This window comes from Rhodococcus sp. NPDC055112 (assembly GCF_053607505.1).
Genome location: NZ_JBSGTR010000034.1, coordinates 12,883 through 36,291, shown reverse-complemented (window position 1 = coordinate 36,291; position 23,409 = coordinate 12,883). Strand labels below are relative to the sequence as shown.

General features: G+C 69.8%; 23 protein-coding genes. 8 read left to right on the top strand and 15 right to left on the bottom strand.

The window, feature by feature from the left end; genetic code table 11:
* Positions 1–12: 12 nt before the first annotated feature.
* From ACWFRB_RS15935 to ACWFRB_RS15920, 4 genes are all read right to left on the bottom strand, one after another.
* Entirely contained in the window at positions 13–525 is a 513-nt protein-coding gene (locus ACWFRB_RS15935) for a hypothetical protein (RefSeq protein ID WP_452642109.1), read from the bottom strand.
* 158 nt (positions 526–683) lie between these two features.
* The gene (locus ACWFRB_RS15930) at positions 684–1,301 is read right to left on the bottom strand and encodes an FHA domain-containing protein (protein ID WP_452642108.1); all 618 of its coding nucleotides are present in this window, start codon (positions 1,299–1,301) and stop codon (positions 684–686) included.
* Between the two features lie 280 nt (positions 1,302–1,581).
* On the bottom strand, positions 1,582–2,064 hold the full coding sequence (locus ACWFRB_RS15925) for a hypothetical protein (protein ID WP_452642107.1): 483 nt from the start codon (positions 2,062–2,064) through the stop codon (positions 1,582–1,584).
* Positions 2,065–2,232: a hypothetical protein gene (locus ACWFRB_RS15920; RefSeq protein ID WP_452642106.1), complete on the bottom strand. Its 168-nt coding sequence runs from the start codon at positions 2,230–2,232 to the stop codon at positions 2,065–2,067.
* A gap of 255 nt (positions 2,233–2,487) precedes the next feature.
* On the opposite strand from ACWFRB_RS15920, the gene ACWFRB_RS15915 reads away from it, so the two are divergent.
* From ACWFRB_RS15915 to ACWFRB_RS15905, 3 genes are read left to right on the top strand one after another with little or no spacing between them, the layout of a single operon-like run.
* On the top strand, positions 2,488–3,072 hold the full coding sequence (locus ACWFRB_RS15915) for a hypothetical protein (protein ID WP_452642105.1): 585 nt from the start codon (positions 2,488–2,490) through the stop codon (positions 3,070–3,072).
* A gap of 15 nt (positions 3,073–3,087) precedes the next feature.
* Positions 3,088–3,972, top strand: a complete 885-nt coding sequence (locus tag ACWFRB_RS15910) for a hypothetical protein (RefSeq protein WP_452642104.1) — start codon at positions 3,088–3,090, stop codon at positions 3,970–3,972.
* A gap of 9 nt (positions 3,973–3,981) precedes the next feature.
* Complete coding sequence (locus tag ACWFRB_RS15905) at positions 3,982–6,030, top strand: protein kinase domain-containing protein (RefSeq protein WP_452642103.1); 2,049 nt, start codon at positions 3,982–3,984, stop codon at positions 6,028–6,030.
* Between the two features lie 26 nt (positions 6,031–6,056).
* Here the strand turns inward: ACWFRB_RS15905 and ACWFRB_RS15900 are convergent, their stop codons facing one another.
* Together ACWFRB_RS15900 and ACWFRB_RS15895 are read right to left on the bottom strand one after the other, a co-directional pair.
* A complete protein-coding gene (locus ACWFRB_RS15900) occupies positions 6,057–6,656 on the bottom strand; it encodes a phosphoribosylanthranilate isomerase (protein WP_452642102.1) in 600 nt (199 codons plus the stop codon).
* A gap of 77 nt (positions 6,657–6,733) precedes the next feature.
* A complete protein-coding gene (locus tag ACWFRB_RS15895) occupies positions 6,734–7,621 on the bottom strand; it encodes an esterase/lipase family protein (RefSeq protein WP_452642101.1) in 888 nt (295 codons plus the stop codon).
* Between the two features lie 254 nt (positions 7,622–7,875).
* Between ACWFRB_RS15895 and ACWFRB_RS15890 the strand changes: the two genes are divergently transcribed.
* Entirely contained in the window at positions 7,876–8,580 is a 705-nt protein-coding gene (locus tag ACWFRB_RS15890; RefSeq protein ID WP_452642100.1) for a lysoplasmalogenase family protein, read from the top strand.
* A gap of 35 nt (positions 8,581–8,615) precedes the next feature.
* On the opposite strand, the gene ACWFRB_RS15885 is transcribed toward ACWFRB_RS15890, so the two are convergent.
* A complete protein-coding gene (locus ACWFRB_RS15885; protein WP_452642099.1) occupies positions 8,616–9,062 on the bottom strand; it encodes a hypothetical protein in 447 nt (148 codons plus the stop codon).
* 46 nt (positions 9,063–9,108) lie between these two features.
* Between ACWFRB_RS15885 and ACWFRB_RS15880 the strand changes: the two genes are divergently transcribed.
* Positions 9,109–9,897 carry an SDR family oxidoreductase gene (locus ACWFRB_RS15880; protein WP_452642098.1) on the top strand — a complete coding sequence of 263 codons (789 nt, stop codon included), beginning with the start codon at positions 9,109–9,111 and terminating at the stop codon, positions 9,895–9,897.
* Positions 9,898–9,969: 72 nt separating this feature from the next.
* A complete protein-coding gene (locus ACWFRB_RS15875) occupies positions 9,970–10,578 on the top strand; it encodes a hypothetical protein (protein WP_452642097.1) in 609 nt (202 codons plus the stop codon).
* Positions 10,579–10,632: 54 nt separating this feature from the next.
* On the opposite strand, the gene ACWFRB_RS15870 is transcribed toward ACWFRB_RS15875, so the two are convergent.
* The 3 genes from ACWFRB_RS15870 to ACWFRB_RS15860 all read right to left on the bottom strand — a co-directional run bounded on the left by ACWFRB_RS15870 (position 10,633) and on the right by ACWFRB_RS15860 (position 14,108).
* On the bottom strand, positions 10,633–12,003 hold the full coding sequence (locus tag ACWFRB_RS15870) for a flavin monoamine oxidase family protein (protein WP_452642096.1): 1,371 nt from the start codon (positions 12,001–12,003) through the stop codon (positions 10,633–10,635).
* Positions 12,004–12,102: 99 nt separating this feature from the next.
* The gene (locus ACWFRB_RS15865) at positions 12,103–13,125 is read right to left on the bottom strand and encodes an agmatine deiminase family protein (protein WP_452642095.1); all 1,023 of its coding nucleotides are present in this window, start codon (positions 13,123–13,125) and stop codon (positions 12,103–12,105) included.
* The gene (locus ACWFRB_RS15860; protein ID WP_452642094.1) at positions 13,125–14,108 is read right to left on the bottom strand and encodes a nitrilase-related carbon-nitrogen hydrolase; all 984 of its coding nucleotides are present in this window, start codon (positions 14,106–14,108) and stop codon (positions 13,125–13,127) included. The genes ACWFRB_RS15865 and ACWFRB_RS15860 overlap by 1 nt, the downstream gene beginning before the upstream one ends.
* Positions 14,109–14,230: 122 nt before the next feature.
* Between ACWFRB_RS15860 and ACWFRB_RS15855 the strand changes: the two genes are divergently transcribed.
* Entirely contained in the window at positions 14,231–14,851 is a 621-nt protein-coding gene (locus ACWFRB_RS15855) for a TetR/AcrR family transcriptional regulator C-terminal domain-containing protein (protein ID WP_452642093.1), read from the top strand.
* Positions 14,852–14,872: 21 nt separating this feature from the next.
* Here the strand turns inward: ACWFRB_RS15855 and ACWFRB_RS15850 are convergent, their stop codons facing one another.
* Genes ACWFRB_RS15850 through ACWFRB_RS15830 form a run of 5 tightly spaced genes read right to left on the bottom strand, consistent with a single transcriptional unit; the run spans position 14,873 to position 21,729 of the window.
* Positions 14,873–16,441, bottom strand: coding sequence for an APC family permease (locus ACWFRB_RS15850; protein ID WP_452642092.1), 1,569 nt, complete (start codon positions 16,439–16,441; stop codon positions 14,873–14,875).
* Between the two features lie 53 nt (positions 16,442–16,494).
* Entirely contained in the window at positions 16,495–17,376 is an 882-nt protein-coding gene (locus tag ACWFRB_RS15845; RefSeq protein WP_452642091.1) for a universal stress protein, read from the bottom strand.
* 35 nt (positions 17,377–17,411) lie between these two features.
* Positions 17,412–18,869 (bottom strand): NAD-dependent succinate-semialdehyde dehydrogenase, encoded by a 1,458-nt coding sequence (locus tag ACWFRB_RS15840; RefSeq protein ID WP_452642090.1) that lies wholly within the window; start codon positions 18,867–18,869, stop codon positions 17,412–17,414.
* Positions 18,870–18,899: 30 nt separating this feature from the next.
* On the bottom strand, positions 18,900–20,243 hold the full coding sequence (gabT, locus tag ACWFRB_RS15835; protein ID WP_452642089.1) for a 4-aminobutyrate--2-oxoglutarate transaminase: 1,344 nt from the start codon (positions 20,241–20,243) through the stop codon (positions 18,900–18,902).
* A 52-nt stretch (positions 20,244–20,295) separates the two neighbouring features.
* Entirely contained in the window at positions 20,296–21,729 is a 1,434-nt protein-coding gene (locus ACWFRB_RS15830; RefSeq protein ID WP_452642088.1) for an aminobutyraldehyde dehydrogenase, read from the bottom strand.
* Positions 21,730–21,879: 150 nt separating this feature from the next.
* Between ACWFRB_RS15830 and ACWFRB_RS15825 the strand changes: the two genes are divergently transcribed.
* Complete coding sequence (locus ACWFRB_RS15825) at positions 21,880–23,406, top strand: PucR family transcriptional regulator (RefSeq protein ID WP_452642087.1); 1,527 nt, start codon at positions 21,880–21,882, stop codon at positions 23,404–23,406.
* Positions 23,407–23,409 lie beyond the last annotated feature (3 nt).

The window sequence follows — 23,409 nt, the reverse complement described above, 5'->3', positions numbered from 1 at the left end:
GGGCGCAGCGGATCAGGGAATGATCGCGTATGCCGAAACACCCATCGCCAGTTGCGGTCGGAGTTCGTTGTAGTACGGGCTGACAAACGTCGCATGGATGTTGAGTGAGGCGACGCCGGGGCCCGGGTTGATCTCGGTCCGGACCGACTCGCCGGGGCGTTCGCCGAAGTTGAGGTCGACGGTCTTGACCTGGTTTGCGAACGGGCCGAGGTTCCACGAGATGTCGGCCTTGATGCGGCAGACCGGATTGGCTGCCCACTCCGGGCCGACCCCGTGCATGCCGCGGGAGATGAGCACCACGGTGGCGAGGCCCGGGCGGGCGGGATCGGTCTCGATGAGGGTGTCGATGACGCCGTTGCAGAAGGCGTTCTGCCCGAGGACGGGCAGCGCCGCTCCGTTGGGTCCCATGTGCAGAATGGGCGCGGGTGCCGGCGCGGCCGAGGCCGGACCGGCCAGGCCGACCGCGGCGGCTGCGGCGACGGTGCCCGCACCGATCGCGCGCACGGCAAAGCTACGAATACTCATGTGAATCCCCCGTTGTGTGATGTGTCGTTCCCCCGGCCGTGACCCGGGCGTCGAAGCGCAACGGGTCGGCCGAGGCCATGCTCTCACAGACCGCCGCCCCGAAACCAACCGCACGGTCTGCGCGCGGCAACGGGAGGCCGCTGTCACGGGGCGAGTTCTCAGAGATCCCGGTCGGTGACGACGCCGCTCTGTAGCGCCCGCTTGGCGAGCTGCGCCCGCTTCTGATTCTGCGGCAGATCCTCCACGGCGAACTTCGAGAACAGCGTGCGCAGATGGGTTTTCACCGTCTCGACACTGACGAACAGGCGTTCCGCGATCTGTTGATTGGAGGCGGGGTTCGCGAACGCGGCCTTGTTCTTGTAGGGCCGGCAGAGCTCGATCACGATCGCCTGCTGGGCGGGCGTCAACGCGGCGCGAGTGGGCATGGCGTCGGCGATCCCGGTCAGGTCACCGCTGGGCGGTGTGAAGTGGAAGGTCAACACCGAGGATCCGATCCGGATGTTGTCGCCCGCCTGCAGGCGCCTGCGCCCGCTCAGCCGCTCGCCGTTGACGAAGGTGCCGTTGCGGGAGAGCCCGTCGTCGACGATGGTCCAGTGGGTGCCCATCCACTCGATCGCCGCATGCAGGCGGGAGACGTTGTGGTCCGACGCGAATGCGATGTCGGCCTGCGGAGACCGTCCCACGGTGAGGCGCGGCGAGTCCTCGACCAGTGCGAGTTCGCGATGATTCCCGTCATCGTCGGTGTAGCTCAGACGGGGCCCATCCAGTTGGCTCACGGCCACCCCAATGTGCACCTCGGTGGGCATGACGAAAATGCCCCTGCTCGCTCAGTCTAGTTCCGATTGCCGGTCGTTGGACCGCAGGAGTGAGCACTTTCCAACCTTGTGGTGACGTTTTCTGGCCTTCTACCAGCAAGAATAGTCGAGAGCCCAGCGGGATCTATTGTCCCGCCTTCGCACTGAGGGGAGACTGGGATGCAACGTGCGTGGAGCTGAGGAAGTGGTCCGGATGCCCCGACCAACACGCAAACGTCGGGTGGTGTTCGCGGTCCTGAGCCTATTGATCGCGGTCGGGTGGATGGCGTTGTTGGTCCCGGGGTCGCCGGTCGCGCCGGCTCAGGCGGCAGGGCAGGCACTCGCTGTCCCTGCAGTTGTGCCCGCGCAGCTTCCGGTCCCGCCGGTGCCGATCCAGCCGCAGCCGCCGCAGTACGTCCCGCCTGCCGAGGTCCCGCCGGTAGAGCCGCCCGTTGAGCCGCCGCAGTACGTGCCACCGGCCGAGGTTCCGCCGGTAGAGCCGCCGGATGTCCCGCCGGTTGAGGTCCCGCCGGTTGAGCCGCCGCCGGATGCCCCGCCGGTTGAGGTCCCGCCGGTTGAGGTCCCGCCGGTTGAGGTCCCGCCGGTAGAGCCGCCGCCGGATGCCCCGCCGGTTGAGGTCCCACCCGTTGAGCCGCCGTCGCATGTCCCGCCGGTAGAGCCGCCGCCGTTTGAGCAACCACAACCACAACCACAGCCACAGCCACAGCCGCCGGAGCAGCAGCAATCACCACCGCAGCAGCAGCAGCAACCGCCGCCGCCGCAGCAGCAGCAACCACCGCAGCAGCAGCAACCACCGCAGCAGCAGGAGCGACAGCCACCGCAGGAGCAACAGCAGCCACCGCAGGAGCAACAGCAACAGAGCTATGAGCAACAGCAACGGAGCTACGAGCAACGGCTCCAGGACTGCATGGCCGAAGGGGTGGGCTTCTGCGAGGACATCGTGAGGAAGGGCGAGCCGCAAAAGGGCAAGCAGAACACGGACGATCCAACGCGCGTGATCCTGGGGCCCCTATCGGGCACGAACGGAGGTTGCGTCACGCCGTCGGTTCAATGCCGGGAGAACCCGATGCCGAAGCCGAAGCCGGTGTGCCCTAATGCTCCTGGGTGCCCGACTAGCCCCGGCACGCCGACTATCCCCGTCATCGACGTGCTGCCGATGGAGTGCCCGTTGGTGCTGTCGAAGTGCCCGCCCGGCACGGCGACCCCCCGCGCTGACGCCGGTCGAGGTCTCGCGAACCCGGGCCTTCCCGCTCTTCCCGGCCTGCCGGGTGTCGCGGGACTGCCCGGTGTCGCGGGACTGCCTGCGCCCACCCCCGGGCAGCTCACCACGATGCCCGGCGATCCACGGCAACCTCAGACTCCGGGCGCCCCAGAACAGCCATTGCCGCCGGGCCTGTGGTTCAGCGTCCCCGCGGCGGCACCCGGCGAGCCGGTGACATTGACAGGGGCGGGATGTCCGCCCGACTCCGCGGTTCGGGTCTCCGTCGGTGGCGCCCCGGCTGGTGAGGCCGTGTCCGACGCGTCCGGTGAGTTCCGGGTGCCACTGACCTCCGGCGCCGAGGTCGGGCGTTACGAGGTCGCGGCCGACTGTGGACCGGTGCTGACCGCGCCGCTCGAGGTGGTGCTAGTCAGCGAGGCCGGTGGGTCCACGTCCAGCGTGGTCATCATCGTGTTCTTCCTGGCGATGGGCCTGCTGATCTACCGGCGACGACTGCTTCCCGTATCCAACTGAGGTTGAGGAGCACTGATGAAGACCTGGCTGATCGTGGTGCCGGTGGCAATTCTCGGCATCCTCGGACTCTCGGTGACCTCCGCCGTCGCCCAGACGGAATCGGCGGTGGGGGTGGCGGCGAGCGTGAACGGACAGGATGTCTCGTTCGTCGACCAGGACCACCCCGTTCATCTCGACCCCACCGGTGCGGCGGAGGTCGAGATCGTGCTGGTGAACAACTCGGCGGAGGCCGTGAGCGTCAGCGCGGTCGACCTCTCCGGTCACGTGCTCGGACTGAGTTTCTTCGACTATCACAGCTCGATGGCGGCCACCGTCGCGCCAGGGGAGACCCAGACGATCGCCTACTCGGTCGACCTGTCCGGTCTGGACGGCCAGGCCACAGGACTCATCAACGGCTCGCTGACCCTGCTCGACGGCAACGGCCAGGTGATCGTCGACATCCCGATCGTCACCGATGTGCGCGGTTCACTGATGTCTGTCTATGGCCTGTTCGGACTGGCCCTGGCTGTCCTCACCGTCCTCGCGCTGCTCGACACCGTGCTGGCCATCGCCCGAAATCGGATGCCGCAGAACCGGTGGCGGCGCGGGCTGCGGTTCCTCACCCCGGGGATCGGCATCGGATTGGTGCTCGTGTTCACCCTGTCCGCGTTGCGGGTGTGGGTTCCGACGACCGAGCGCTGGCTGGTCGTCGCGGCAGCCTTCGCGGTGGGGTTCTTCTTCCTCGGCTATCTCACACCGACGCCCCTGGATGAGGACGAATTGGGTGAGGACGAGGAGGACTACGAGGGTGAGCTGGACGAGGCGGAGTGGCGCGAGGACGCGGAGCCCGTCGGCCAGGCTCGGCCCACGGTACCCACACAATCGGCACAGACCACGCTCCGCGACACCGACCGGAAGTGAGTCAGAACCATGGACCCCGACACGGACCGGGTAAGTGAATCCCTTCCGGCCTACGACATCGGCGGAGAACTCGGGCGGGGAGGCTGGGGAGTCGTCCTGTCGGGGCATCACCGTGCGCTCGGGCGGCCGGTGGCGATCAAGCAACTGCCGCCGGCTTTCGCGTCCGATCCGGTTGTCCGCCACCGCTTCACGGCCGAGGGGCGACTGCTCGCCTCATTGGATCATCCGCACGTCGTTCCTGTGTACGACTACGTCGAGCACGACGGACTCTGCCTGCTGGTGATGGAGCTGCTGCCGGGAGGGACGGTCTGGAACCGGTTCGCCGGGACCGGGCTCAACTCGCACTCGGCCGTCGCGGTGGTGCTCGCCTGTGCGGCCGGCCTCAAGGCCGCGCACGAACGGGGAATCCTGCACCGGGACATCAAGCCCGAGAACCTGATGTTCGCCGCATCGGGGGCGGTCAAGGTGACGGATTTCGGGATCGCGAAGGTCGTCGGCGGCGACGAGACGCTCGCGACGAGAGAGGGCGATGTCATCGGGACCCCGTCATATATCGCGCCAGAGCAGGCCCGCGGCGGTGAATTGTCGCCGGCAACAGACGTTTACGCCATGGCGACGATGCTGTACGAGCTGCTCTCCGGGTCGCTGCCCTTCCCGCCCGCGGACGAGCCGATGGCGATCCTGTTCATGCACGCCTTCGATCAGCCGACGCCGCTGAGCGAGACCGCGCCGACCGTTCCGGAGCAGATCGCCGAGGTGGTGATGCGCGGGTTGGCCACGGATCCGCAGCAGCGCTACGCGACGGCCGAGGAGTTCGGGATTGCCCTCGCCGCGGCCTCCACCGGGCGGTGGGGGCCGGGTTGGCTTGCCACCGAGGGGATTCCGGTGATGGGTGCGGACACGATCGTGACCGCCGCCGGGATGGGCACCGCGCCGCCGCCGACACTGGTGGACGGGGAGCAGCCGCCGCTGCCGGTGACGCGGCCGCTGGCCAGGCCGGCGACCGGGACATCGACGGTGGGGGAGGTCGGTGAGCCGACCGTTGCCGGGGTCGGCGAGCCGACGGTTGCCGGGGTCGGCGAGCCGACGGTTGCCGCGGTGGGTGAGCCGACGGCGACGGGGTCGGTCCCCCCGCGGACCGCGCCGTTGCCGGGCTCGCCCGTGCCGTCGCAGACGCCGCCCACGGTGCGCCCGACGATATCCGTGCACGCTCGGGGCGTGCGACTGATCGACGTCGCGGACACGGACCTGGTGCCGGTGCGGTCGGTGGTTGACGTTCCGTCGCCGACCGTGCCCTACCGCATCGCGGCCGTGATCGCGGTGCTCACGATGGCGGTGGCGCTGCTGGGACTCGGATCAGCGGTCGGCGGACCGACCCCGCCGCCCGGGACCGTGACCGTCGCTGGGGCGGACCCAGGGACCGTCGATCCGGTTCGCATCGATCTGGTGCAGCCGGTGCCGGTGTCCGCGGCCGGTCAGGTGCCCGCCGACGCGGTGAGCATGACCCTGAAGGCGCTCGGGCAGCCGGTGAAGCAGGTGCGGACCGCGCCGCTGGTGCCCGTGGACGGCGGCGTCGCGGCCACCCTGCCCTCGCTCGGCGGTCAGTACCTCGTCGCAGGCGAGCTCACCGGCGAGCTGTCCTTCCTGCAGGCGGGCCGGGTGACAGAGACCTGGCAGTTCCCGGTGCGCACCGAGCAATCGGCGATGACGACGGTCGTCGCGGTCGGCGTCGCGGCGTTGTTCCTGTTCGGGATCGCGTACGTGGAGTCGTTTGTCCGCTCGTTGCGCCGGGGGCGTCGACGGATCTCCGGGAGCATCGGTCTCCCGTTGAGCGTGGGCGTCCTCGCGGTGGCCGTCGTCGGCGCGGTCTGGGTGCTGTTGGGCCGGCAGCCCACCGTCGCCACCGTCGTGGTGTGTGCGGTGCTCGGCGTTCTCGCCGGGGTGGCAGTGACCGTCGGTGCCGCGCGGGTGGGTCGGCGTCGCCGCTACCGCCGGGCGCGCTGGGAGGAGGATCGCGGGCCCGATCAACGGCGAGCCCGACGCGCCGCGGTCCGCTGACGGGTGCGGGATCGCCGAGCCGCTCGCTAGCCGCGTCCGCGCACAGCGGTCACGAATGCCGCCATCAGTTCCTGGTCCTTCACGCCACGGCTCGACTCGATGCCGCTGGAGACGTCGACGCCCCAGGCGCCGCTGGCGTCCAGCGCGTGCGCGACGTTGTCGGGGGCGAGCCCGCCTGCGAGGATCCACCGACCGCTCGGCAGCAGGGACCTGTCCTGCCAGTCCCAGGTGACGCCCGCTCCGGCGACGGCACCGTCGACGAGCAGGAAGTCCTCGCCGAAACCGGTCGCCGGATCGCCGGAGCTACCGGTGTTCAGTGCCCGCACGACCCGGAGCCCGGCGTCGTGCAGTGCCGCGACCTCGTCGGCGGAGCGCAGGTCGTGCACCTGCACGACGTCGATTCCCGCGGTCTTCGCGGCGGAGACGATGTCGGCGATCCCGATCCCGGTGAACACCCCGATCGCCAGGACGTCCTCCGGGACACGCTGCCTGAGCTGCGCGGCGGCCTCCGGGGTCACCTGGCGCGGGCTCCGCGCGAAGACGAATCCCACGGCGTCGACGCCGAGCTGCACGGCGCGGTCCACCGTGGCCTCGTCGCGCAGGCCACACATCTTGATGAATGTCATTGAGATCGCCGATCCTCCGTGTGCTCGTCCACACGAGGATAGGGGCAGGCCGGGGGATCCCGGCTATCGCTCAGATGTCACCGATAGAGCTGATCGACGATCCAGCCGGCCGTGTCCGGGCTCGACCGAAGGCTCGAGTGGTCCACCGCGGGGCTGCCGGGGAAGGCGTCCTCGAAGAAGACGTTGGTGACACCTGGCTCGGTGATGAAGGAACACGTGCCGGGCGGCGTCGCGACCTGATCGTTCTTCGTCGCCATCACGGAGTAGCTGACGCCGGGTTGAGCGATGGGCCCGTCCATGAGGGTCCGATAGACCTCGGACACCGGCGTCAGTTGGAGTGCCGAGGCCATCCCGGGTACCAGCGCCGCCAGCGCCGGTGCCAGGAAGGGCAGCGCCTCCAGCACCTGTACCGGGGTGACCGGCAAGTCCTTGATCCCGTACTGGGCCAGGAACCCGGCGCCGTCGCAGCCGCGGGCCTCCGGCGTGAGCAGCACCATGTCGTGCACGTCCTGCGCGCCGCCGAGCACCTTGACGAAGTAGTTCGCGACGACGGAGCCCGCAGAGTGGGCCACGATGTCGACCTGGGGCGCCCCGGTGGTGTCCTTGACCCTCGCGACGAAATCCGCCAGCTGGCGGGCCGCGCCGGTCATGTCTCCGGCCCACCGCCTGCCGTCGACCACCCCGCCCTGGAACACCAGGGCGCAGGCGCCCTGGTGTCGCAGCGTCGAGACGACCACCTCCCACTGGGATGCCGTGTCCGCGATGGTGCCGTCCGCGCCGGGCAGAATCAGCACGGGACGGGGCCTGGCGCTGCTGGGTCGGCAATCGATCGCGGGCTCGACCACCGTTCCTGCCGGGAGAGCCGGCGCAGCCGAGCCGCTGTCGGGCGCGGCGCTGGCAGGCACCGCCGATATCGCGAGCACCCCCGCGAGCGCGACGCCGAGGACCCCCAGCCGCATAGACATCAATCGGGCACCATGCTTGATCGCCATCTGTGAAACGCCCCCCTGTGAGCCGACCCGACCGGCGAAATCCGATCGCGATCAAGGCCTTCGATCACATGGCAACAGACTCCGCGATTGCCGTCAAGACGAACCGCCGGTGCCGGGCCGGCTCGTGTGCAGGCCCGACCGTCACCCTGGTGCCGCCGCCGCTCCGACCCCGATCGGGCACCCGATACGCTCGAGCCACACGTCAACCGTCACCGAAAGAGGTAGAGATGCGGCTCGAGCATGCGGTGTTCCTCGGCGCGACCGGAGCCACGGTGCTCGGTGCGGTCATCGGGAACGAACGGCTGCAGCAGATCGCCAAGCCGCTGATCGCGCCTTCCCTCGCGGTCCGGGTGCTGCGCAAGCGCTCCGACACCGATGCCGCCGACACCGCGCTGCTCGTCGGCGGTCTCGCCGCCGCGACCGTCGGCGACGTCTTCATGATCGACCCCGACAACGATGCGCGCCTGGTGCGCGGTGCTTCGTCGTTCGCCGTCATGCAGGCCAGCTACACGACGCTGCTGCTGCGCCGCGGGGCCCGCCCCACCTTGCCCGCCCTGGTTCCACGAAAGCTGGGCTGGCTCGGGGCGGCCGGGCTGCTGCGGGCCAGGGCTCGCACGGTCTCCACCCCGCTCACCGCGTACGGTGCGGCGCTGGCCACGACGTCCACGCTCTCGGCCGACCCGGCGCTGGCCCCCGGTGCCACCACCACCGCGGGTATGGCGCTGCCGAACGCGGACCGGCGGAGCTGGCTCGGGCTCGGTGGGCTGCTGTTCACCGGCTCGGATGGCCTGATCGTGGTGCGGCGACTGTTCGTGCGCTCGGAGTCGGGCCGCCGGGCTGCCGAGGGCGTGGTCCTTGCGAGCTACGCGGCCGCGCAGTTTCTCCTGGTCGAGGGCATGCTCGCGCTCGGGCGGAAGAACCGCACTGGCTAGGTCCGGGCCGCTGAACCCCCGAACCCCTGAACTGATCAGGGACAGAGCACGATCCGGTCCCGATTGTGGGGGTCGACCCGGATCGGCACCGTCCTGCCGGGCACGAATCGCTCACGCATCGACGCGGGCACCTCGTAGACCACCCGGCCCGAATATGACTCTTCGCCAGGGACGGTGAGGGCGAGCCGCAGCTCGGTGAGTTGTCCGTGATCGGCGGTCTCCGCGAGCCGCTGCGTGCTCTCGATCTTGGCCCAGCCCTCCAGCCCTCGCCGCTCCAGCTTCCGGTCCGCCCTGGTCGGCCGGTCGGCCCACATCATCCCGAGCCCCAGCGCCGAACCGTACGCGGCCAGCAGCCCGCCGATCTGGTACGGCACGGTGCCCGGCGGTGTGTGCTGGACGAGCCAGCCCAGCCAGATCGCCAGGATGATCAGGTAGCCGACGGTGATGGTCAGCACCGTGCGGACGATGCGCTCGTGAAACATCGGATCCTCCACCCCCCAGGGTAGGCGCACCGCCTACCCTGGCGACATGGCGAAGCAGGCAGTGGTAATCACCGGTGCGGCGGCAGGAATCGGCAGGGCGACCGCGTTGGAGTTCGCGAGGGCCGGATACCTCGTCGGTGCCTTCGACATCGACGAGACCGGACTCGCGGACCTTGCGCGGGAGATCCGCGCGGGTGGCGGCGAGGTCTCGACCGGGCTGCTGGACGTCACCGATGCCGAGCAGTGGGATGCCCGGCTCGCCGAGTTCGCGGAGGTGGCCTCGCACCGCCTCGACATCCTGGTGAACAACGCTGGGGTTCTCTCCTCGGGCCCGTTCGAGGAGATGTCGCCTGCCGAGCATCGGCGGATGGTCGACATCAACGTCGGCGGCGTCGTGCTCGGCAGCCGGGCGGCCTTCCCCTACCTGCAGGCGACGCCCGGTTCGCAGCTGGTCAACCTGTGTTCGGCCTCGGCGATCTACGGCCAGCCCGAGCTTGCCACCTACAGCGCCACCAAGTTCGCCATCCGGGGCCTCACGGAGGCGCTGGAACTGGAGTGGCGGCGGTACCGCATTCGGGTGCTCGCCGTCTGGCCGCTGTTCGTGAACACCGCGATGACCGGGAACCTGGACATGCGCAGCGCCGACTCGCTCGGCATCAAGCTGACCTCGATCGACGTCGCGAAGGTCATCGTCAAGGCGACCGGGCGCTCGCACCGGATGCTGGCGAAGGTGCACTACCCGGTGGGCAGGCAGGCGGGCGCGATGATGCTGGGGTCGAGGTTCTCCCCGGCCTGGCTGACCAGGGAGATCAACCGGCGGATCAGCCACAGCTAGCGCCGATCGCTTTGCCCGCGGAGCCCTCGGTCCGTCGGCCACTAGAGTTCTTGGCGACCGTCGAGGAAGGGTGTGCGTGTGCGTTCAGGTCGGGTTGTAGCAGCGGTGTTCGGGGTCGCGGCGGTGTTCGGAGCGGCCGCCTGCGGCACCTCCGAGGCCGGTCAGGCACCGCCGACCAGTCTCGCGGTGCCCACGACCACCGCCTCCGCGCCAACCACCACCCTCGCGCCGACGACGACAACGAGTGCGCCGCCCACGACGACGACGACCACCACCAGCAGCGCGCCGCCCTCGACGACCGCCGTCGAGTACGCGCGCAACGAGGCGGTCTACTTCAGCTCGCCGGTGGGTGGCTTCGAGTGCGGCATCATCTCGCTGCCCACCCGGACCGAGGCCGGCTGTCAGGGCGCCACCACCCCGATCCCGGCCAGGCCGGAGAACTGCATGGTGAACTGGGGCAACGGGATCAGGGTGACGGGCAACGGCCCGGGGGAGTTCCTGTGCTCCGGCGGCCCCGTCTACACCTCCGGCGTCTCGGCGGCGGATTCCGTGCTCCCGGTCGGGGACAAGGTGAGCTCGTTCGGGTTCACCTGTAAGTCCGAGGCGAAGGGCGTGACCTGTGTGAAGGATGACACCGGGCACGGGTTCCGAATCGCGACCGACTCCAACGAGACGTTCTGAGCTAGACGGAGCCGGGGAGGTGTCCCTCCCCGGCTCCGTCTAGTTCGGCCGTGCTCAGTGCGCGGTGTCGTCCAATGCGAGGGCGATTTCCTCGGCCGTCCGCAGGCCCATCCGGATCGCGCCGTCCACGTGCTGGTATCCGGCGCCCGCGATGTCGGAACACGAGAAGTGGATCGGCCCGACGGGGGTGCGCTGGTCGCGCCCGTATCGGTGGAGACCGCCCAGATCGAAGCTGGCGGCGTAGGCGCCGCGGGTCCACTCCTCCGAGCCCCAATCCGATTCGTAGTACACCACCGGCTCGGCGGCCCGGGGACCGAGGAAACGCGCGATGGACTCGAGGATCCTGCCCTTGCGCTCAGCCGCGGACAGCTCGAACATCGCGTCGGCCTTCTCGTCGGAGACGAACGCGACCAGGGTGCCGCGGGTGTCTCCGTAGTTGGTGTTGTCGTACACCTCCTGCACCAGTTCGGCTGCGCTGAAACCGGTTCCGGACAAACCGTCCTCGCGCCAGAACGGGGTGTCGTACACGGCGTGCACCTTGATGACGAGGCCGAGGGACTGGTGCTGGTGCATCTGGTGCTGTCGACGGGGCAGCGGCGGGTCGAACGACATCCGCGTGTACAGGTTGGGCGGCACCGCCAGCACCACGCGCCGGGCCCGCACTCGCAGATCCCCGTCCGCGAGAACCGTGACCCCGTCGGTTCCCCATGTGATCGTGCGGACCGGTGAGTTCAGGAAGACGTTGTCGCCCAACGACTCCGCGAGGCCGAGTGAGACCTGCTGCATGCCGCCGATGACGCGGCGGTCGAGGATGAAGTCCTCGTTGACCAGGTTGCTGAAGGAGCCGGCGGACGCCGCCATCAGTACCGCCTGCAGCGCGGAGAACGCGTGCGCAGGCTTGGTCAGCATGCCGCCTGCCACGAACAGGCTGATGTTGTTGCGGGCCTCCTCGTCGTCGCTGTGCGTTGCCAGCCACTGCCGGAAGGAGACGGTGTCGAGCTCGCGAGCACGGGGGTGTGCCCACGGCTCCTCGGCGCCGATCTCGGCGGTGAGCTCGTCCAGGAGCGCGACGAGCCGGTCCATCTCGGCGCGGGTGTGCTCGCTGACCGGGAAGGAGTCGCCGGAGTACGCGGTGCGGGCGCCGTCGGGTGCGATGTAGACCGAGTCGCCCTCGCGGTACCGGTCGAACGTCTTGAGGCCCAGCGTCTCCAGCGTGGCGTAGAGCGCCGACTGGTCGGGGGAGACCCACTGGCCGCCGATCTCCAGCATCGCGCCGTCGACGGTGTCGGTCCAGGTCCGGCCGCCGACGCGATCGCGGGCCTCGAGCACCGTGACGGACAGCCCGGCCTTCCTCAGCTCGGTGGCGGCGGTCAGGCCGGACGGACCGGCTCCGACGACGACGACATCACGGGTGATTTCGGGCAAGGGAACTCCTTGGTCGAAGGTGGGTGGGTTCGATTCTGTTTCCCAGGGCACACTTGCGCGGGTGCCGATGCGTCGAATCTCGCATCGGCACCCGCGCCACTATGGCGCGCTGGGCTGGTTCTGGGTGATGCAGTGGATGCCGCCGCCGCGCGCGAAGATCGGTCGGGCGTCGACGCCGACCACCTGCCGACCGGGATACGCGTCGGCCAGGATGGCCGCGGCTTCCGCGTCGTTCTCGTCGCCGAAGGCGCACGCGACGACGACGCCGTTGGCCACGTAGTGGTTGAGGTAGCTGAAGTCGACGAAACCCTCGGCGTCGGTGAGCGTGCGGGGCGCGGGCACAGGGACGATCTGCCATGGCCTGCCCGCCGCGTCGGTGGTCCCGGAGAGCAGGTCGATGATCTCGCGGCTGACCGCGTGGTCGGGGTGCTCCGGTGCGCGCTGGTCGTGCACCAGCACGACGCCGGGCGCGGTGATGGCCGCGACGATGTCGACGTGCCCGCGGGTGCCGTAGCGCTCGTGGTCGCGGGTGAGCCCGCGCGGCAGCCAGATCACCGTGGTGGCGCCGATGGTGCGGGCGAGTTCGGCCTCCACGTCCGCCTTGCTCATGCCGGGGTTGCGGCCGGGGTCCAGCTGCACGGTCTCGGTGACCAGTACCGTCCCCTCGCCGTCGACCTGGATGCCGCCGCCCTCGTTCACCAGCGGCGAGTCGATCAGCTCCACGCCTGCCCGATCCGCGACGAACGCGCCGATCTTCGAGTCCCGGTCCCAGCGGGCCCAGTCCTGGCCGCCCCAGCCGTTGAAGACCCAGTCCACCCCGCCGACGCGGCCGTCGTCCGAGACGACGAAGGTCGGACCGATGTCGCGCATCCAGGCGTCGTTCAGCGGTGCCTCGACGATCTCGACGGCACCGCTCAGGTACCGCTTGGCCGCTTCCACCTCGGCCGGGTCGACGACCACCGTGACCGGCTCGAACTCTGCGACCGCGTTCGCCACCGCGGCCCAGGCCGACCGGGCCTCGTGGTGTTCCTCCGCGGTGTCGCCGAGCGAGTAGCCCTCGCTCGGGTACGCCATCCAGGTGCGCTCGTGTCGGTCCCGCTCCGCGGGCATCCGCCAACCCATCACGACCTGCCCATGGGGTGTGCGGTCTCGACCGGGGCGATAAGGCGGCCGTAGGTGTCGGGACGCCGGGTGGCGAGGAACGGGAACAGGGTCAGCCAGTCCTCCCGCTGCGCGAGGTCGAGATCGGCCACCAGGACCGCGGACTCGTCCCGCGGGGCCTGCACCAGGACCCGTCCGTACGGGTCGGAGATGAACGAGGAGCCGTAGAAGGTGATCACACCCTCATCGCCGTACCGATTGGGGACCACCATGAAGGTGCCGTTGGCGATGCCGTTGCCGACGATGACCTGCTGCCACAGCGGCTGGGTGTCGAAGTCGGGGTGGTCCGGCTCGGAGCCGATGGCGGTGGGGTAGACGATGATCTCCGCGCCGCCCAGCGAGTACATGCGGGCGACCTCGGGGAACCACTCGTCCCAGCAGGTCGGCATGCCGATGCGGGCGCCGTCGAGTCGGTCGGGGGCGTGCACGCTGTACGCCTCGTCGGTGGCAGGGCCGCCACGGAAGTAGGTGTCCTCGTAGTAGCCGGCTGTCACCGGGATGTGCAGCTTGCGGGTGCGGGCGACGAGTTCGCCGCTCGGCGCGACGAGGATCGCCGTGTTGAATCCGAGCCCGTCGGCGTAGTGGGTGCCGTCCTCCTCGCTGCTCCGCTCGTAGAGCGAGGCGTGCACCAGCACGCCGTGCTCGGCGGCGGCCTTCGCGGCGAAGGTGAAGGTAGGCCCGGTGAGCAGGTCCTCGGCGTGATCGCCGGGGGTGTCGCCGCCGGGGGCGAAGGCCGGATAGCGGCTCAGCGTCAGCTCGGGCAGGAACACCACCCGCGCGCCGTGGCGGGCGGCCTCGGCGATGCCGTCCTGCAGTTCGGCGCGCAGCGCGTCCTCGTCCTCATTCCAGCGGTGCTGGACGAGGGCCACGCGCAAGGGCGGGCGGGAGGGCTCCTGCACACGGGCGGGGGAGTTCGGGGGTGTGAGTGAGGTGATGGTCAACATCGGTGTCCTGGGGTGTGATCCGGGGATAAAACGAATGTGATTCGTTAAGTATGGTGATTTCCTGCCCCGTTGACAAGGGGGGAGAGTGTGATCGGCCAGATGTGGCCGGAGAAGGAGGACGGATGCCGCGCCCGCCGCAGCGCCTGCTATCGGCGCAGATCATCGTCGATGCGGCGCTGAAGATGGTCGATGCCGCAGGCGATTTCACGATTCCGGGGCTCGCCGAGCGCCTGAACGTACGTCCCTCATCGCTGTACAACCACGTCTCGGGCCGCGCCGAGATCATCGAGTTGATGCGGGCCAGGGCGATGGCATCGATCCGCCTCGACGAGCACGGCGCGGCCGCCGACCGCTGGATCGACACCGTGGCATCGCTGGCCCGCGAGTACCGGCTCAGCTACTCGAAGCACCCGCGGCTGATCCCGCTGCTCACCGCGCACACGGTGCAGACCGAGGTTGCCTTCGAGATGTACAACGCGCTGGCGACGGCCTTCACCGCGGGCGGGTTCTCCCCGGCCGAGGTGCTGCATGCCATCACCGCGCTCGACAGTTTCGTGCTCGGGTCGGCGCTGGATCTTGCTGCGCCCCAAGAAGTGTGGGCGAACACGCCGCGAGCGAATGAGCCGATGCGCGCCGCGCTGGCCGCGGCGGGTACCGCGCCGAATCGTGCCGACGACGCCTTCGATTTCGGCCTGCGCGTGCTCATCGCCGGACTGCGAGCCGAGGCGGCGTCGGCACCGTGACGAGACCACGCGCGGGCCGGATCAGCTGACCTTCGCCGCCGCTGGGAGTTCGGCGGGAAGGTCGTCGGTGAGGGCGGGTGTGGAACGGGTCAACGTCTCGCCCCGGAAGAACGCGGGATTGCGCGCGCGCATCACCAGCATCAGGACCGCCCCGAGCACCAGGAGCCCGAAGCCCAGGTAGAACACCAGGCCGATGCCGCCGATCGCCGTGCCGCTGCCGTTGTCCGGGTTCATGCTCTCCCCGACGGAGATCACGAACACGACCAGCAGCATGATGCCGCCGAGCAGCGGGAAGAGGAACTTGAAGGCGATATTGCGGGCACTGCTGAACAGTTCGTGGCGGAAGTACCAGACGCAGGCGAACGCGGTGATGCCGTAGTACCAGCAGATCATGATGCCCAGCGCCGCGATGGTGTCGAGCAGCGTGCGCTCGGAGAGGAACGTCGTGATCGTGTAGAAGGCGGCGGTCACCGCGCCGGCAACGATCGCGGCGAACGAGGGCACCATGAAGCGGGGGTGGATCTCGGCGAGCTTCTTCGGGAAGGCGCCGTACGCGCCCATCGCGAGCATGGTGCGCGCCGCGGGCAGGAACGTGGTCTGCAGGCTGGCGGCCGACGAGGCCAGCACGGCGAGGAACAGCACCAGGCCGCCCCATGGTCCGAGCACCGACTCGCCGAGTGCACCGAAGACGTTCTCCGCGTTGTCCGGGTTGCCCAGACCGACGCCGGTGTCGCCGACGCCCGCGTACATCATCGCCGCGACCGCCACGAGCAGGTAGGTCACCAGGACGGACAGCACGCACAGCAGGCCTGCGCGGCCAGGGGTCCGTTTGGGGTCCTTGCTCTCCTCGCCGAGGGTCAGGCAGGTGTCCCAGCCCCAGAAGGCGAAGATCGACCCGGTGAGGCCGACCGCGAACGCGGCGATGGTGACGCCGGTGAACGGGTTGAACCAGTCCAGGCTGAAGTTCAGGTGTGCGGGTGCGTCGCCCGCGGCGACGTGCCAGAGGGCGACACCCGCGAACGCCAGCAGCACCGTCATCTGGAATCCGACCAGCACGAACTGGACGCGCTCGCTGGTCGTGATGCCGCGGCTGGACACCCAGGTGGCGATCGCCAGGAACACCAGCGTCGTCCCGACGTTCACGAACTTGTTGTCGGAGAGGTCGGCGATCTGCGGTGCATCGAACAGTCGCGCGATGAACAGGTAGAAGAACTGCACCGCGATCGCGGCCAGGTTCGACAGCACGATGATCGTCGCGATGACCATGCCCCAGCCGCACATCCAGCCGACGTAGGGCCCGAAGGCCTTCGTCGACCAGGTGAACGAGGCGCCGCAGTCCGGTGATTCGGAGTTCAGCTCGCGGTAGGCATAGGCGGTCAGGAACATCGGGATGAAGCCGGCGATGAAGATCGCAGGCATCTTCAGCCCCACCGCCGCGACGATCAGCCCGATGCTCGCCGTGAGCGTGTATCCAGGTGCCACCGAGGAGATCCCGAGGATCGCTCCAGAGAGCGTGCCGACCTTGTTGGACGCCAGTCCCTTGGCCACGAGGCCATCGGTCGGCGGCGCGGCCGTGAGTTGTTTAGCCATGGTCCAGCTCCCTGGGTCAGTGTCCTTCGCCTTGTCGGGCGGGCACGGATGGGTCAGTCATCGAGGTGGCGGTCCGAATTGGGGACGACCACCATGGGCACCGGGATCACGCGCAGCATCTTCGCTGCGGTCGACCCGAGGAAAAGTCGTTGGTGTTGAGCGAGTCGGCTGGACCCGACCAGGATGAGATCGCCCTCGTGCCAGTCGAGGGTGCTCACGGCGGATTCGACGGAGTCGCCGTCGGCCACGAGGGCCGTCGTGGCAACACCATGATCGAGCCGAGACCTGGCTTCCTCCAGCATGTTCCTGGCATGGGTGAGCGCGCGCTCGCGGACCTCCCCAGGCTCGCCGCGCAGATCGTGATGAGGTTCGATCGACACCAGCGACACCAGTCGCAGCGGGGTCTGCATGCGCCCGCAGCTGCGGACCGCGGTGCGCAGCAAGATATCTGCGCCGGCCCGCGTGCCGACCGCGCAGGTGACCTCGCGCACGCGCGGGGTGTGGTGGTAGCGGGTTCCGCGCGGCGCCAGGGCCACCGGCACGGGGGAGCTGTGCAGCAACTCACTGGTCACCGTGCCGATGGCGTGCCTGCCCAGCAGACCGTCGCGGGCAGCGCCGACCACGATGGCCTGGGCATGCAACCGCGCCGCCTCGTCTAGCAGGCCCTGGGAGAAGGACTCGTGGAAGCTCAGATGAGCGGTCGCGCTCACGTCCTCGGGAACGGACCCGAGCGCGTCGGCCAACCATTGGTGGGCCTGCTCGACCAGCGCGTCGTCGTAGCCGGGATCGTCGGGCAGCCGGATCGGCAGCGTCCGGTCGGGGGGAATCACCATGCAGATGCTCAGGCTCGCGTTCAGGCTACGGGCGAGCCGAATGCCAAGCGCGAGACCATCATCCCCGCTCGGGGTGGCGAGATAGCCGACGACCAGGTGCATGGTGATCCTCCGAGTTCTCTACAGCGGTGACGTGGTCAGGCGGACAGCGCGATGTACTTGGTGCTGAGGTATTCCTCGATGCCCTCGGTACCGCCCTCGCTGCCGAGGCCGGACTGCTTGACCCCGCCGAAAGGTGCCGCGGGATCCGAGATCACGCCGCGGTTCACGCCGACCATCCCGGACTCGAGCGCAGCGGACACGCGCATGGCCCGGTCGAGGTCGCGGGTGTAGAAGTAGGCGGCGAGCCCGTACTCGGTGTCGTTGGCAGCGGCGATGGCCTCGGCCTCGGTGTCGAAGCCGGTGATCGCGGCGACCGGCCCGAAGATCTCCTCGCGCACGATCCGTGCGCCTACCGGGACCTCGTCGAGCACGGTCGGCTCGAAGAAGTACCCCGGACCGTCCACGACGTGCCCGCCCGTGCGCACCCGGGCGCCCGCGTCCACCGCGTCGGCGACGAGCGCCGCCACGGCGCCGCGTTGCCTGTCGTTGATCAGCGGTCCGAGGTCGGTTCCGTCCTCGTGGCCGGGACCGACGCGCAGCGCGGCGATCCGCTCGGTGAGCTTGGCGGTGAACTCCTCGCGCACGGCGTTGTGCACGAGGATCCTGTTGGCGGCCGTGCAGGCCTCGCCGCCGTTGCGCATCTTCGCCGCCATCGCGCCGGTGACCGCGTCGTCGACGTCCGCGTCGTCGAACACGATGAACGGGGCGTTGCCGCCGAGCTCCATCGAGGTGCGCAGCACCTGCTGGGCGGACTGCTCGATGAGCAGCTTGCCGACGCGGGTGGACCCGGTGAAGGTCACCTTGCGCAGGCGCGGATCGGCGAGCAGCGGCTCGGTGACGGTGGCCGCATCCGAGGTGGGCAGCACCGAGAGCACCCCGGCGGGCAGCCCGGCCTCGGCGAGGATCTCGGCGAGCAGCAGCATGGTCAGCGGGGTGTCCTCGGCGGGCTTGACGATCATCGTGCACCCGGCGGCGAGGGCGGGGCCGATCTTGCGGGTGCCCATGGCCAGCGGGAAGTTCCACGGCGTGATCGCCAGGCACGGTCCCACCGGAGCCTTGGTGACCAGGATCCGCCCGTTGCCGGACGGTGCCTCGGTGTAGCGGCCGCCGATCCGCACGGCCTCCTCGCTGAACCAGCGCAGGAACTCGGCGCCGTAGGCCACCTCGCCGCGGCTCTCGGCCAGGGTCTTGCCCATCTCGACGGTCATCAGCAGCGCCAGGTCCTCGGTGCGCTCGACGACCAGTTCCCACGCCCGCCGCAGGATCCGCGAGCGTTCCCGCGGCGCGGTCGCCGCCCACTCGTCCTGCACCCGGCACGCGGCGTCGAGAGCCAGGAGGGCGTCCTTGCCGCGCGCGTCGGCGACCTCGGCCACCACCGCGCCGGTGGCGGGGTTCACGACGGAGAAGTGGCCGCCGTCAACGGGATCGGTGTCGGCGCCGTCGATCCAGAGGCGGGTGGGAACGGTGGCGAGGAGGCGGTCGATGCTGCTCATGGGCGGTCCTGTTTCGGCGAGGTGGATGGGTCAGGCGGCAGCGACGCGGATCGCCTGCTCGAGGACGGTGAGTGCGTCGTCGAGCAGGTCGTCGTCGATGACCAGGGGCGGCAGGAGGCGGATGACGTTGCCGTAGGTGCCGCAGGTCAGCACGATGACGCCCTGTTCGAGCGCCTTGGCGGCGATGGCCTTGGTCAGGTCGGCGTCGGGCTCGGTGGTGCCGGGGCGGACGAGTTCGATCGCGATCATGGCGCCGCGGCCGCGGACCTCGCCGATGGCGGGGACCTGGGCGGCGAGGGCGCGCAGACGGGTGGTGGCGGTGTCGCCGATGTGGCGGGCGCGGGCGGGCAGGTCGAGTTCGCGCATGGTCTCGATGGTGGCGAGGGCGGCGGCGCAGGCGATGGGGTTTCCGCCGTAGGTGCCGCCGAGTCCACCCGGGTGCACGGCGTCGAGCAGGTCGGCGCGGCCGGTGATCGCCGAGAGGGGCAGGCCGCCCGCGATGCCCTTGGCCATGGTGATGATGTCGGGGACGATCTGCTCGTCGTCGCAGGCGAACCAGGAGCCGGTACGGGCGAACCCGGTCTGCACCTCGTCGGCGATGAACACGATCCCCTGCTCGCGGGCCCATGCGGTGAGGGTGGGCAGGAATCCCGGTGCGGGGACGATGAATCCGCCCTCACCCTGGATGGGTTCGAGGATGACCGCGGCGACGCTGTCGGCGCCGATCTGCTTCTCGATCTGGGTGATGGCGCGGCGGGCGGCCTGCTCGCCGGTCAGCCCCTGCTCGTCGCGGAACGGGTACGACATCGGCATCCGGTAGACCTCGGGGGCGAACGGGCCGAAGTTCGTCTTGTAGGGCATCGACTTCGCGGTCAACGCCATCGTGAGGTTGGTGCGGCCGTGGTAGGCGTGGTCGAACGCCACGACGGCCATCCGGCCGGTTGCCAGGCGGGCGACCTTGATCGCGTTCTCCACGGCCTCGGCGCCGGAGTTGAACAGCACGGTGCGCTTCTCGTGGTCACCGGGGGTCAGGGCAGCCAGTTCCTCGGCCACCCGGATGTAGCTCTCATAGGGGGTGACCATGAAGCAGGTGTGCGTGAAACGCGCAGCCTGCTCGGAAACCGCTTGGGCAACACGGGGATCGGAGGCGCCGACGCTGGTGACCGCGATGCCGGCGCCGAGGTCGATGAGAGAGTTGCCGTCCACGTCCACGATCACGCCGCCGTCCGCGTCGGCGGCGTAGACGGGCACGCTGGATCCGACTCCTGCCGCGACCGCGGCGCGCCTGCGGATGCCCAGCTCGGTCGACTTCGGGCCGGGCAGCTCGGTGACCAGCGCGCGCTTCTGGGGGAGACGGTAGGAAATGGTGCTCATGTCAGGGGTCCTTCGGGGTGGGTGGTTCGATGCCGGGTACGTCGGCCGCGGATCAGTCGTGCGAGCTCATGACGTGCTTGAGCCGCGTGTATTCCTCGACCCCGTAGGCCGAGAGGTCCTTGCCGTAGCCGGACTGCTTGAAGCCGCCGTGCGGCATCTCGGCCACCAGCGGGATGTGGCAGTTGACCCAGACGGCGCCCGCGTCGAGCGCGGCGGACACCCGCTGAACGGTGGCGTGATCGCGCGTCCACACGCTCGCGGCGAGGCCGTAGTCGACGTCGTTGGCGAGGGTGACGGCCTCGTCCTCGTCTGAGAAGGACTGCACGGTGAGCACCGGGCCGAACGTCTCCTCCTGCACGATCGGGTCGTTCTGCTCGACCCCGGTGATGACGGTCGGGGCGAAGAAGTACCCGGTGTCGCCGACGCGGGTGCCGCCGGTGCGGACCTTGGCCGACGGCGGCAGGGCAGCGATCTTCTCGGCGACCCGGGTGAAGTGCCCGGCGTTGTTGAGAGGCCCGTAGAACGCGTCCGGGTCGTCGGGCAGACCGGGCCGGATGGTCTCCGCCTTGCGGACGAGGGCGTCGACGAGGGCGTCGTGGATCGACTCGTGCACGAGGACCCTGGTCGCGGCGGTGCAGTCCTGCCCGCCGTTGAAGAAGGCGGCCTCGGCGATCCCGGTCGCTGCCCGCTCGACATCGACGTCGCCGAACACGACGGCAGGCGCCTTGCCGCCGAGTTCGAGGTGCGCCCGCTTGAGCTGCTTGGCCGCCGCGACCGCCACCGCGATCCCAGCCCGCACCGACCCGGTGATCGACACCAGACCGAGGGCCGGGTGTTCGACCAGGCTCGCACCGGTCTGCGCATCGCCGAGGACCACGTTGAACACGCCGTCCGGCAGGATCCCCTTCGACAGCTTCGCCAGCACCAAGGTGCTCTCCGGGGTGGTGTCGCTCGGCTTGAGCACGATCGTGTTCCCGGCCGCCAACGCCGGACCGATCTTCCAGATCGCCATCATCAGCGGGTAGTTCCACGGCGTCACCTGACCGACAACGCCGATCGGCTCACGCCGTACGTACGAGGTGAAACCCTCCATGTACTCGCCGGCCGACTTGCCCTCGAGCATCCGGGCCGCGCCTGCGAAGAACCGCAGCTGATCCGCCCCGGCCTTCACTTCCTCCGACGCGACGGCAGCCTTCGACTGGCCGGTGTTGCGGCACTGCGCCTCCACCAGTTCGTCGCTGTGCGTCTCGACGGCGTCGGCCAGCGCCAGCAGCGCCGCCTGCCGCTGCCCGGGCGTGGTCTTGCCCCACGTCAGGAAGGCGCGCTGCGCCGCGGCGACCGCGGCGTCGACGTCCGCCGTGGTCGACACGGGGGCGCGCCCGACGACCGTCTCGTCGACCGGGCTGATCAGGTCGATCACCTGGGCGGATGCGGATTGCGTGAATTCGCCGTCGATGTAGTTCTTCAGAAGTGCTGACGTCGGCACCGGGGGTCCTCTCGATCGGGGGCTTCCCCAATGTGCTCCCCCTCACATCTCGCGTCATCTGCCAAAATGGCGGGTGCCAGAGTCAATCGTTCGCCGGATCGGCGCATTGCCCGACGCGCGGACCGAACCGCCACAGTGCTGGAGTGTCAGATGAACCTTCCCGTCCGCTGGCTGTTGTCGCAGCCTGAGTTGGCACTCGAACTCAGGGCGGGTGCTGCCGGACTCGGTCGAGAGATCACTTTTGTCTCGACCACCGAGCTGAGCGATCCATCGCAGTGGCTCACCGGCGGTGAGTTGATCCTGACCACCGGGATCGGGCTGCCGGGGGCCTCGGGTGATCGAAGGCGCTACGTGCGTGAGCTCTCCGAAAGTGGCATTGCCGCACTGGGTTTCGGTACCGGTCTGTCGCACGCCGCGGTGCCGGAGGACTTGATCTCCGCGGCAGAGGAGTTCGCGCTCCCGTTGCTGGAGGTGCCGCTGCCGACCCCGTTCGCCGCCGTCGCCAAGAAGGTGATGGGCCGGCTCGCCGAGCAGGAGTACGAGGCCGTCCTGCGGGCGTCGCGGGCGCAGCCGCGGATGACCCGCGCGGCGATCCAGGGTGGGGCAGGCGCGACGATCCGCGAGCTGGCGGTGGCCTGCTCGGCGACCGTGCTGCTGCTCGACACCGGCGGGCGGGTGATCGAGGCCTACCCCGATCGCGTCGATCCGGCCGTGCTGACCGAGATCACGGGGTTGATCGCCGCCGGTTCGGGGTCCGCGGTGAGCAGCGCGGCGCTAGGCCGGGGTGGGGCCACCATCGCGGTGCAGACCATCGGCATCGGGGCGGTGGTGCACGGCCACCTGGCGGCAGTGAGCCCGACCGCCCTCAGCCACCTCGACCAGGTCCTGCTGGGTCACGCGAACTCGTTGCTGGCCTTGGATTTCGAGAAGCCACGCCGACTGCGGGCCGCGCAGAACCGGCTCAACAGCGAGGCGCTCGGCTTGCTGCTGTCCACGGAGCTGGACCTGGGCCCGGCGCGAGGCCAGGTCGGCCAGGCCGCCGACGACCGCGGGCTGCTGCGGGCGATGGTGGTCCTGTGTGAGACCGGGGACCTGGTGGCGCGGGTCGAGTCCGTCGTGGACGCGCAGTGTGGTGGCGCCGCCCGCCAGCTGTTCGCGCGCCGCGACGGTGCCCGGCTGACGGTGCTGCTGCGCGGCGGCGACGACATCGACTTCGCGCTCAGGCTGCTCGAGGGGGTGCGTTCACCGGACCGCAAGGGGATGCGGGTCGGCCTCAGTGCCGCGCACCGGGTGGAGGAGGTGGCCGCGGCCGTCGAACAGGCCAGGCTGACCGCCTCGGCGGCCGAATTCGGCGGTCGCCCGATCGAATTCGCCACGCTCGCGGGCAGCGCGCTCCTCACGTTCCCGGATTCCCGCCGGGTGCTCGATGCCGTCGCGGACACGTTGCTCACGCCGCTGGCCGACCACGACGCTCGTCAGGGCACCGAGCTGCTCACCTCGCTGCGGGCGTACCTCGAGGCGAACGGGCACTGGGAATCGGCCGCGGCCACGCTGGGCGTGCACCGGCACACCCTGCGCAGCCGCATCGCACGGATCGAGACGATCCTCGGCTGCGACATGGACGTCGCCCGGGTGCGCGCCGAGTTGCTCCTCGCGATCATCTCCCGCGGGCGCTGACCG

What these genes read in the sequence shown, in the direction of transcription:
- ACWFRB_RS15935 (WP_452642109.1), bottom strand. Translation starts at nt 525, where the DNA reads ATGAGTATTCGTAGCTTTGCCGTGCGCGCGATCGGTGCGGGCACCGTC.
- ACWFRB_RS15910 (WP_452642104.1), top strand. Translation starts at nt 3,088, where the DNA reads ATGAAGACCTGGCTGATCGTGGTGCCGGTGGCAATTCTCGGCATCCTC.
- ACWFRB_RS15905 (WP_452642103.1), top strand. Translation starts at nt 3,982, where the DNA reads ATGGACCCCGACACGGACCGGGTAAGTGAATCCCTTCCGGCCTACGAC.
- ACWFRB_RS15900 (WP_452642102.1), bottom strand. Translation starts at nt 6,656, where the DNA reads ATGACATTCATCAAGATGTGTGGCCTGCGCGACGAGGCCACGGTGGAC.
- ACWFRB_RS15895 (WP_452642101.1), bottom strand. Translation starts at nt 7,621, where the DNA reads ATGTCTATGCGGCTGGGGGTCCTCGGCGTCGCGCTCGCGGGGGTGCTC.
- ACWFRB_RS15890 (WP_452642100.1), top strand. Translation starts at nt 7,876, where the DNA reads ATGCGGCTCGAGCATGCGGTGTTCCTCGGCGCGACCGGAGCCACGGTG.
- ACWFRB_RS15885 (WP_452642099.1), bottom strand. Translation starts at nt 9,062, where the DNA reads ATGTTTCACGAGCGCATCGTCCGCACGGTGCTGACCATCACCGTCGGC.
- ACWFRB_RS15880 (WP_452642098.1), top strand. Translation starts at nt 9,109, where the DNA reads ATGGCGAAGCAGGCAGTGGTAATCACCGGTGCGGCGGCAGGAATCGGC.
- ACWFRB_RS15865 (WP_452642095.1), bottom strand. Translation starts at nt 13,125, where the DNA reads ATGGGTTGGCGGATGCCCGCGGAGCGGGACCGACACGAGCGCACCTGG.
- ACWFRB_RS15860 (WP_452642094.1), bottom strand. Translation starts at nt 14,108, where the DNA reads ATGTTGACCATCACCTCACTCACACCCCCGAACTCCCCCGCCCGTGTG.
- ACWFRB_RS15855 (WP_452642093.1), top strand. Translation starts at nt 14,231, where the DNA reads ATGCCGCGCCCGCCGCAGCGCCTGCTATCGGCGCAGATCATCGTCGAT.
- ACWFRB_RS15850 (WP_452642092.1), bottom strand. Translation starts at nt 16,441, where the DNA reads ATGGCTAAACAACTCACGGCCGCGCCGCCGACCGATGGCCTCGTGGCC.
- ACWFRB_RS15845 (WP_452642091.1), bottom strand. Translation starts at nt 17,376, where the DNA reads ATGCACCTGGTCGTCGGCTATCTCGCCACCCCGAGCGGGGATGATGGT.
- ACWFRB_RS15840 (WP_452642090.1), bottom strand. Translation starts at nt 18,869, where the DNA reads ATGAGCAGCATCGACCGCCTCCTCGCCACCGTTCCCACCCGCCTCTGG.
- gabT (WP_452642089.1), bottom strand. Translation starts at nt 20,243, where the DNA reads ATGAGCACCATTTCCTACCGTCTCCCCCAGAAGCGCGCGCTGGTCACC.
- ACWFRB_RS15825 (WP_452642087.1), top strand. Translation starts at nt 21,880, where the DNA reads ATGAACCTTCCCGTCCGCTGGCTGTTGTCGCAGCCTGAGTTGGCACTC.